The sequence below is a fragment of the Capsulimonas sp. genome, from assembly GCF_039929585.1.
Taxonomy (GTDB): Bacteria; Armatimonadota; Armatimonadia; order Armatimonadales; family Capsulimonadaceae; genus Capsulimonas.
Window position 1 is genome coordinate 1 of sequence record NZ_JBDSQY010000089.1, and the last position, 7914, is coordinate 7914.

Consider the following 7914-nt stretch of genomic DNA (forward strand, 5'->3'; position numbering starts at 1 on the left):
GCGCTTTCTTTTCCGTGTCTTCCGTATTGGTCGGCGGCGGCCCTGGAGGGGCGCTCGTTCCGTTTGAGGCGCCGTTGTTCCCGGCGGCCGGTACTTCGGGAGCTCGCTCCGTTCGAGGGGCGGTCCCAGCTGTTTGTGTTACCTGTTCTGCCACTGTGATGTCCTTCCCGTCTCTATCCGATTGAGTCCGCTTTTGGTCTCGATAATTACTGAGTCAGGCCGCCGTCGGCGAGGCCGAGGGCATGCCGGTACTGAGCCTGTGCGACTTGGTAGTCGTAGACTGCGTTGATTTGATTGTTTTCCGCCGCCTGGAGCGCGGCCTGAGCATCCGTGACTTCCAAATAAAGCGCGACGCCGCCTCGGTAGCGCAGAAGCGCCAGGTCCCGCGTCTTGACCGCCTGCTGCAACGCGGTGTTTGCATTGTCGATCTGGCTGGCGGCGGTCGTAAGATTAAGGTACGCTTGATTGATGTCCAGACTGACATCCGATTTCAGCGACTCCAGCGTTGTTTTGGCGTTCTCCGTACGCAGTTTCGCTTCCGAAACCCGGTCACGGGTCAAGCCGCCATCATAAAGTGGCAGTGTGATCGAGGCGGTGATCGCCGCCGTGCGCTGGCGCGGCGTTTGGAACGATGTCGTGGGATAGTAGTCCCCGGACGCGTTCAGCCGAAGTTCCGGCTCCAGTCCCGCATGCGCCAGCTTGATTCCTTTTTCCGCAACCTGGACATTGACCTGCTGCGCCAGGACTTCCGGACGCCGGTCGTAGGCCTCCTGAAGATCCTTCGCGATATCGATCGATGTGACTTCCGCTGTCGGCGAGGCGAAGAGAGGAGTTTCCTCTACTGGCGTTGCTTCCGTGGCCGTAGTTCCCGCCGGGCCGCCGACGGTCACGCCCGTCAGGTCATCGAGCACAATTTCCGTATTTGCCGGCTGGCCGACAAGGTCGTTAAAGTTGGTGCGGGCGATGCCGGCATTATTCTGTGCGCGCCGCAGCTCCGTCTGCGCGTTCGCCACCTGCGTATTGGCGCGCAGCACATCGACTTTTTGGCCGACTTGCTGGGCGTTCATCTGCTGGGCGATCCGCTGCTGCTCCAGCGCCGTGGCGAGGTTCGCCTGAGCGACTTGCAGTTGATGCTGGGCGCGCAGCAGATTGTAATAGATCGTATCGGCGCGAAGCGAGCGGTCGTTGCGGATGCGCTGTACTTGGAACTGATCGGAAAGCTTTTGCAGCGTCGCCTGATCTGTCGCCGCCTTGATTTGTCCCGTCAAGTCGATGCGCTGGGAAATCCCTAGCTCCAGCGTCTCCGTATGCGTACCGAGAACCTGGACGGGCGCACTGCCGCCAATCGCCACTTTGGTGGCCTGATCGAACTTGGTCGCCGAAGCGCGCCCTTCGATGTTCGGCTTTCCGGCATCGGCCGCCTGATTCGCGCGCTTTTGATCGATTTCGACGTTGCGCCGGGCGATCTGCAAGTCGCTGCTGCTTTCAAACGCCGCAGCGATCGTCTTACGCAGATCCCAGGTCGTTCCTTTGACTCCAGTGATGGTGGACCCAGTGGCGCCCTGCGTTGTGTTATCCCCAGCCAGCCCGGGCGCGGCGCCGTTGGCTCCCGTCACTCCTGTTGCGTTGGTTGGGGCCGTTCCCGCATTGGGAGAGTTCGTCGCCGCAGGTCCGTTCGCGGCGCCCTCACCGGCAGATCCGGTGTTGGATCCGGGCGCTCCGGAAACTCCGGCGCCCGCCGCGCCGGCGCTGCCTGCATTTGCTCCCGGCGCTGCTGCTCCGGCGCCGTTTCCCGCGCCATTGCCGGCGGCTGCTCCAGCGTTGCCGCCCGCATTTCCCGCGCCATTGCCCTGCTGAGCCCATGCGGCCGAGCCGCCGGTGATGACGGAGACGCCCAGAACTGCGGCGGCGATCTCACTCATCAATACTTTTTTCAACCTTGTCTGTGCATTTGCCATTAAACTCTGCCTTTTACAATACTTATGATGCGAAGCGCGTCTTACCGCTTGCGCAGACCGCGCACGACGAGGTCCACGATCAACCCCAGCTCATGCTTCTTTTCTTCCAAATCCGAAACGCAGGGGAAGGGAGGCCAAAATCCCGAGACCATGTACTTCAAGGATCGCGCGGCGGTTATTGTGTCCGGAACGTCAAAAACGTCCTTGCGGTTCCCTTCTTCAAGTACCTGGGCGATCAGCTCCCGTTCCTGTTCGATATACGGTCGCATCCGGGCCTGAATATGAGGACGCACGGCGGCCACCATCTCCTGCGAATGCGGCGACTGGATGCAAATGTTGTGCGTATCCACCATGGGGAGGATCAGCATCTCTTTCAATTTCTCGGCCGGAGTCATCTCTGTGTTCTGCACGACCCCTTGCATCTTACCCAAACAATTTTCTTTGAACTGCGCAACTATTGTCAAAGCGATATCTTCTTTACTGTCGAAGTAAAGATAGACGGTCCCTTTGCCGACGCCGGCGTCGGCGGCGATTTCGTCGATGGTTGTCTTCTTGAAGCCGTAATGCCAAAGCCGTTCAGACGCTGCTTCTAGAATTTTATGCCGAATATCGGCTTGCTGTACACGCGCCATAACTACCACGCTCCTACTGACTGGTGACTGGAATACTACTCTGGTCATTTATATACCCTTGCCTGAACGCGCTTGTCAAGCTGGTATCATAAATTTTATACAAAGTTTTTTTGGATGAGAGTGAAAGCGAGGATAAGCAATGACGATCCGTCAGGAACTCAGCTCATGCGAGTATTACCATGTCGACTCTTTTACCACTGAGCGGTTTCAGGGCAATCCCGCTGGAGTGATCCTGGCGCGCGAACTGCCGCCCGAAGAAACGATGCTGCGCATCGCCGGCGAGTTGCAGTTAGAAAGCGCCTTCGCCGCGCCTTCGGACAGCAATGAATATGACTACGATGTTGTTTACTGCACGGGTGTGACTCGGATACCGCTGTGCGGCCACGACACCATCGCTCTGGGCGCAGTGCTGGCCCAAAGAGGCGAATTACCCGTCGGAGGAGCGCTGCGAATCCAGACCGATGTCGGTGTGCTGATATTGGAGCATGGGGAAGAAGGCTGGATCCGAATGTCTCAAGCCCCGCCGAGCTTCGGGGAGTCGACCGACCCGGATCCGCTGGCGGATGTTTTAGGTATTGATAGTACTATGCTGGTGGGGCTGCCGCCGCAGGTCGTCTCCACCGGCACGCCATTCTTGATTGCGGCAGTTCAGGACCAAACGGTTTTGGATGCGCTGGGCGAGGGGACTGAGCGGCTTGCCGAATTTCTCGCGGCGCTGCCCGGAAACCCTGTTGGGCTCTACTGCTGGGCGCAGTCCGATCTTACGCTGAACGCCGGTGAAATCCGCACGCGCTGCTTTTGTCCGGGGGCGGGACTGCCGGAAGACCCGGCGACAGGATCGGCGAGCGGCGCGTTTGGCGCATATTTAGTGAAGCATAGTCTTGCGGAGCCTGGAACGATATCCATCTGGCAGGGAAATCGTCAGACACGCACGGGACGCCTGCGTGTGGAATGTGATGGAGAGCGTGTAGGTGTGAGCGGGCAGGGGACGATTTTTGCGCGTGGGGAGTTGTGGGTGTAGGGTGAGGACACACTCTGCTTTCGCCTACTGAATTAGGATCGCCCCTCCGCCCCAATTCTGGGGGACCCGATTTCGGACTACGGCATTTTCCGGTCCCCCAGAATTGGGGCGGAGGGGCCAAACACCCACACGAATTGGGGCGGAGGGGCGATCCTGAGAATCTACGACAGCTCGCTCGATCGCTTGGCGGCGGCTTCGACGGCGTCGATGACGGCGATGCGGAAGCCGCCGCGTTCGAGGGCTGCGACAGCGGCGATGGTGGTGCCGCCAGGGGTGGTGACGTTGTCCTTAAGCTGCATAGGATGCTCGCCGGTTTCGAGAACCATCTTGGCGGAGCCCATCACGGTTTGCGCGGCGAGGGCGCGCGCGGTGGGGCGCGAGAGGCCGGCTTTGACGCCGCCGTCGGTGAGGGCCTCGATCATGAGATAAACGTAGGCGGGACCGGAGCCGGAGACGCCGGTGACGGCGTCCATCAGGCGCTCGGTCACTTCAACCGTCAGTCCGACGGAGCTAAACAAACTGAGGGCAATCTTGAGATGATCTTCCGTGGCGCTTGTTCCCCGGCAGACAGCGGTGGCGCCTTCGCCGACCAGGCAGGGGGTGTTCGGCATGGCGCGGATGATCGGAACGCCAGGCGCAACCAGGGCTTCCATCGTTTCCACACGGATGCCTGCGGCGATGGAAAGTACAAGCTGGGATGGAGAAATCGTCTGGGTGAGGGCAGTGAGCACGTCGGGGATGATGGCGGGCTTGACGGCCAGCAGGATCAGATCGGCGCCTTGAACGGCGGCGATCAGCGATTCTGCCACATACGCGCCTTCGCCGACTTTCGCGGCAAGCTCGCGAGCTTTGTGGGCGTCGGTATCGTAAAGAAGGATACGGCTCGGGAGCATCGCCCCCGCCTGCGCTAAACCGCAGGCGAGAGCGCCGCCCATCATTCCGGAGCCGATGACGGCTAGGTTTTTTTCACGAAGCATAAAAGTGTCTGTTAAGACCGGTCGAGAAACGATGTTCTTGTTCCGGGCGCCGGTTTATCTTCCACGTCGATTGTGACTGTGCTCGGCGTGAATAAGTATACCTGTTCGCCGATCTTTTCGACACTTCCGTCCAGCGCATAGGTGGAGCCGTTAAGGAAGTCGATGATCCGCTCCGCCATGTCGGCGGGCGTCTGTTCCAGGTTCACGATCTGCTGCTGGCCTTCCTTAAGGCCGTCGGCGGCGCGGCGGGCGTCGTCGAAGCTCTGCACGGCGCGGCGGACCGTGACGTGTGTGCGGCGGGCGTGGTCCATACGCAGGGTTGTCTGTCGGCGCATCGGGCTCACCGATCCTCCATTACGAGCGGCGGTATTGGGCGTCGACGGCGTCTCCACCACATCGTCCTCATCGTCATCGTAGTCGTCGTGTCCCATGACGCGGTCACGGATTCGCGACAGGAATCCATTGCGAGGTCTCGGGTTGTCAAAATCTTCCACTTCGGCATGCTGGCTCATGATGCTTGCTCCTCCGTTTAATCGTCTGTCGTTCTTTGATATGCGCTGTCTGTTTGTCGAATAAGATTATTGCTGGGCTCGCCGCCCAAATATCGCCGTCCCGATGCGAACCATGGTGGTTCCTTCTTCGATCGCCGTCTCGTAATCCGAGGACATCCCCATGGACAAAATCCTGCGGTTTGGCTCCGGCAGTGCGTTGAACAATCCGCGCAATTGCCGAAAGTAGGGGCGGGGATCGACGTCCAGTGGCGCGATCGCCATCAAGCCTCCCAGCGAAAGATGAGGGATTGCGCTCACTTCCGCGGCGAGATCGAGCGCCTGCTCCGGCGCGATCCCAGCCTTTGTTTCTTCCTCGCCCAAATGCACTTCGATGAGAACGTCCAGTGTTCGCTCCTGGAGCTCCGCTTGTTTCGCCAGCGACAGGGCCAGCTTGATGCTGTCCACCGTTTGTACCGTATCGAAAATCTCGGCGGCTTCCCGCGCTTTGTTTCGCTGCAGGTGACCGATCAAGTGCCAGCGCGCATCATGAAGGCCAAGATCGCGCGCTGCCTGTCGTTTTCCCGCCGCTTCCTGAACGTAATTCTCGCCGATGTCCGTAATTCCAGCGGCGATTGCTTCCTGAACGGCAACGATCTCTTGCCGCTTGGACACGCCGACCAGAACGATCTCTTCCGGACTGCGTCCCGCGCGCCGCGCCGCGTCTGCGATCTTGTCCCGCATGGCGGCGACGTTATCCGCGATTGCGCTCATTCGTCGCTCTGCGGCCGGCTGCCCTCAGGGCGGGTCAAGTGCTCCATATGACCGGTCTCAATGTAGTAGACTCGTTCGGCGATGTTCGTCGCATGATCGGCGATCCGCTCCAAAGCGACGACTGCGAGCAGCATGTATGCGGATGCGGCGGTGCGCGAAATCTCTTCGCTGTTGGGGCTTAGAAGCTGCTCGCGCAGCGCCTTGAACTCATCGTCCACCCGGTCGTCGTCCACGCAGATCTGCTTCGCCAGCTGTATGTCGTGCCGCACGAGCGCTTCCAGGCTGTTGCGCAGCATATTGGTCGTCATCTCGCCGAGCGCGCTGATATCGACGAGCGGCTTCGAAATGAAATACTGATGGACCATCTTTCGCGAGATCTTGGCGATATCCACGGCGTGGTCGCCGATGCGTTCGAGGTCCGTAATCACTTTCATCGCCGTGCCGATTTTGCGCAGGTCCTTCGCCATTGGCTGCTGCAAGGCGAGTAGCCGCATGCAGAACGCTTCGATCTGCTGGTCCATCGCATCCACGGCGTCGTCGTTGGCGATCACCTTTTCGGCAAGTGAGAGGTCCCCGTGCTTGAGCGAATCGACCGCCTCCGTCACCATATCGATGGCGAGCGTGCCCATTTCCAATAACTGTCGCTCAAGACCGCCAAGTTCTTCATGATACGTCTGTCTGGTCGTTTGCATTCCGCGAATCCTGATCCTTCCGCGACGATCCGGTCGAGTATGTCCATCAGCCAAACCACGCGAAGGGACGATGTGCTATTATATCACAGTGGAACACGTTTGACAAGCAATTTTGCATAATTATTTGTCAAGGAATTGTGCATAACTGCGCGTGAGTGTGAATTGCTTCATGTAAAGCCATCGATTCGGTGTATAAGTCCGATGTTTAGTTTATTCGTTAATAGTTGATCATACTTAAACTTGGAGGCGTTATGAAATTTGGAGTATGCATGGGATTGGATGAAATCGAGGAGGTCGCCAAAGCTGGATTTGACTACCTCGAGCCGGCGGTCGTCAGCGCCCTCAAACCCGAGGATCCGGCTGCCGATGTTCTGCCGGTGTTGCAGGCGCATTCAGGTTTGCCAGCGCTAGCATTCAACTTGTTCCTGCCAGCTGACTTGAAAATCGTTGGAGAGACAATCGACCGTCCTCGCTTGGAGCATTATGTCCAGGAAGCCTTCCGGCGCGCCAGCCTGGCCGGAGCCAGAGTGATCGTTCTGGGCAGCGGCGGAGCGCGCCGCATCCCTGACGGCTTTCCACGCTTTGAAGCAGAGCGCCAGCTGAGCGAATGTCTGAAATTGTGCGCGGCGGCGAGTGAACGCTTCGGCGTTCGCCTCGCAATCGAAGCTTTGAACTTGCGTGAGTGCAATTTCGTAAACAGCGTCGCGGAGGCCGCCGAGTTTGCCCGGCGCTGCGGCAGCCCCTCTGTCGGCGTTGTCAGCGACCTCTACCATATCCTCATGGATAGCCAAACGTTTGAAGAGACCCTGGAAGCGCACGATGTGCTCATGCACGTCCATGTCAGCAGCGCCACAGAGCGGCAGGCGCCACAGGACGGTGACCTTGCTTTGCTCACAAAGTATTTTCAAGTTCTGAAGCGAGCAGGGTATGACGGATTGATCTCCGTGGAAGCGCAGTGGCGAAGTGTGGCGGAGCAGGGAGCGGCTGCCCGGGCTGTGCTGGAGGAAGCTTGGGCAAGCGCTTGAGAATGCTGGGGAGTCAAGAGCGCCGGATGGGAGAATCGATTTGCAGGTTTCTCTGATATTTGGACTTCCAATTGCCGACAGGATTGGAGCCGCTGCCCAGATACCCGCCCCAGGGCTCAAAGATATCCTCGATGCTGGGATCGCCGTCCACAACGAGACGGGCGACGCCCGGCAATCGGAGCGCCCACCATTCACGCGGCTCTTGAGCGCCGATCACGCCGGCGCACAATGGGTATTTGTTTGTACGCCATATTCCAAGGTAGTTTTTGGCGTCGCCCCGGGCGATCCACAGCGCCGGACCGAACAGGCCTTCACGCACGAGGGAAGACGTCGTCTTGGGATGTTCC

Annotated in this window: 9 protein-coding genes; 2 read left to right on the forward strand and 7 right to left on the reverse strand. The window is 59.2% G+C overall.

Annotated features, from left to right (window positions below):
- Window positions 1-206 precede the first annotated feature (206 nt).
- The gene (locus tag ABIZ35_RS06240; RefSeq protein ID WP_348219016.1) at window positions 207-1922 is read right to left on the reverse strand and encodes a TolC family protein; all 1716 of its coding nucleotides are present in this window, start codon (window positions 1920-1922) and stop codon (window positions 207-209) included.
- Window positions 1923-1999: 77 nt separating this feature from the next.
- Window positions 2000-2590, reverse strand: a complete 591-nt coding sequence (locus tag ABIZ35_RS06245; protein WP_348219017.1) for a TetR/AcrR family transcriptional regulator — start codon at window positions 2588-2590, stop codon at window positions 2000-2002.
- A gap of 139 nt (window positions 2591-2729) precedes the next feature.
- Here ABIZ35_RS06245 and ABIZ35_RS06250 point away from each other — a divergent pair, with 139 nt between their 5' ends.
- Window positions 2730-3611, forward strand: coding sequence for a PhzF family phenazine biosynthesis protein (locus ABIZ35_RS06250; protein WP_348219018.1), 882 nt, complete (start codon window positions 2730-2732; stop codon window positions 3609-3611).
- A gap of 161 nt (window positions 3612-3772) precedes the next feature.
- Here the strand turns inward: ABIZ35_RS06250 and proC are convergent, their stop codons facing one another.
- The 4 genes from proC to phoU form a co-directional block, all read right to left on the reverse strand.
- Complete coding sequence (gene proC, locus ABIZ35_RS06255; protein WP_348219019.1) at window positions 3773-4588, reverse strand: pyrroline-5-carboxylate reductase; 816 nt, start codon at window positions 4586-4588, stop codon at window positions 3773-3775.
- An 11-nt stretch (window positions 4589-4599) separates the two neighbouring features.
- Window positions 4600-5100, reverse strand: a complete 501-nt coding sequence (locus ABIZ35_RS06260; RefSeq protein WP_348219020.1) for a cell division protein SepF — start codon at window positions 5098-5100, stop codon at window positions 4600-4602.
- A 66-nt stretch (window positions 5101-5166) separates the two neighbouring features.
- Window positions 5167-5850, reverse strand: a complete 684-nt coding sequence (locus tag ABIZ35_RS06265) for a YggS family pyridoxal phosphate-dependent enzyme (protein ID WP_348219021.1) — start codon at window positions 5848-5850, stop codon at window positions 5167-5169.
- Window positions 5847-6542: a phosphate signaling complex protein PhoU gene (gene phoU, locus ABIZ35_RS06270; protein WP_348219022.1), complete on the reverse strand. Its 696-nt coding sequence runs from the start codon at window positions 6540-6542 to the stop codon at window positions 5847-5849. Before phoU ends, ABIZ35_RS06265 begins: the two co-directional genes overlap by 4 nt.
- Before the next feature lie 251 nt (window positions 6543-6793).
- On the opposite strand from phoU, the gene ABIZ35_RS06275 reads away from it, so the two are divergent.
- Window positions 6794-7567: a sugar phosphate isomerase/epimerase family protein gene (locus ABIZ35_RS06275; RefSeq protein ID WP_348219023.1), complete on the forward strand. Its 774-nt coding sequence runs from the start codon at window positions 6794-6796 to the stop codon at window positions 7565-7567.
- A 13-nt stretch (window positions 7568-7580) separates the two neighbouring features.
- Here ABIZ35_RS06275 and ABIZ35_RS06280 read toward each other — a convergent pair.
- Window positions 7581-7914, reverse strand: a 334-nt coding sequence (locus tag ABIZ35_RS06280) for a hypothetical protein (RefSeq protein WP_348219024.1), incomplete at its 5' end; no start/stop codon positions are given.

Excerpts from the sequence above, each read along its gene's own strand:
- ABIZ35_RS06240 (WP_348219016.1), bottom strand. The coding sequence starts at position 1,922 with ATGAGTGAGATCGCCGCCGCAGTTCTGGGCGTCTCCGTCATCACCGGC.
- ABIZ35_RS06245 (WP_348219017.1), bottom strand. The coding sequence starts at position 2,590 with ATGGCGCGTGTACAGCAAGCCGATATTCGGCATAAAATTCTAGAAGCA.
- ABIZ35_RS06250 (WP_348219018.1), top strand. The coding sequence starts at position 2,730 with ATGACGATCCGTCAGGAACTCAGCTCATGCGAGTATTACCATGTCGAC.
- proC (WP_348219019.1), bottom strand. The coding sequence starts at position 4,588 with ATGCTTCGTGAAAAAAACCTAGCCGTCATCGGCTCCGGAATGATGGGC.
- ABIZ35_RS06260 (WP_348219020.1), bottom strand. The coding sequence starts at position 5,100 with ATGAGCCAGCATGCCGAAGTGGAAGATTTTGACAACCCGAGACCTCGC.
- ABIZ35_RS06265 (WP_348219021.1), bottom strand. The coding sequence starts at position 5,850 with ATGAGCGCAATCGCGGATAACGTCGCCGCCATGCGGGACAAGATCGCA.
- phoU (WP_348219022.1), bottom strand. The coding sequence starts at position 6,542 with ATGCAAACGACCAGACAGACGTATCATGAAGAACTTGGCGGTCTTGAG.
- ABIZ35_RS06275 (WP_348219023.1), top strand. The coding sequence starts at position 6,794 with ATGAAATTTGGAGTATGCATGGGATTGGATGAAATCGAGGAGGTCGCC.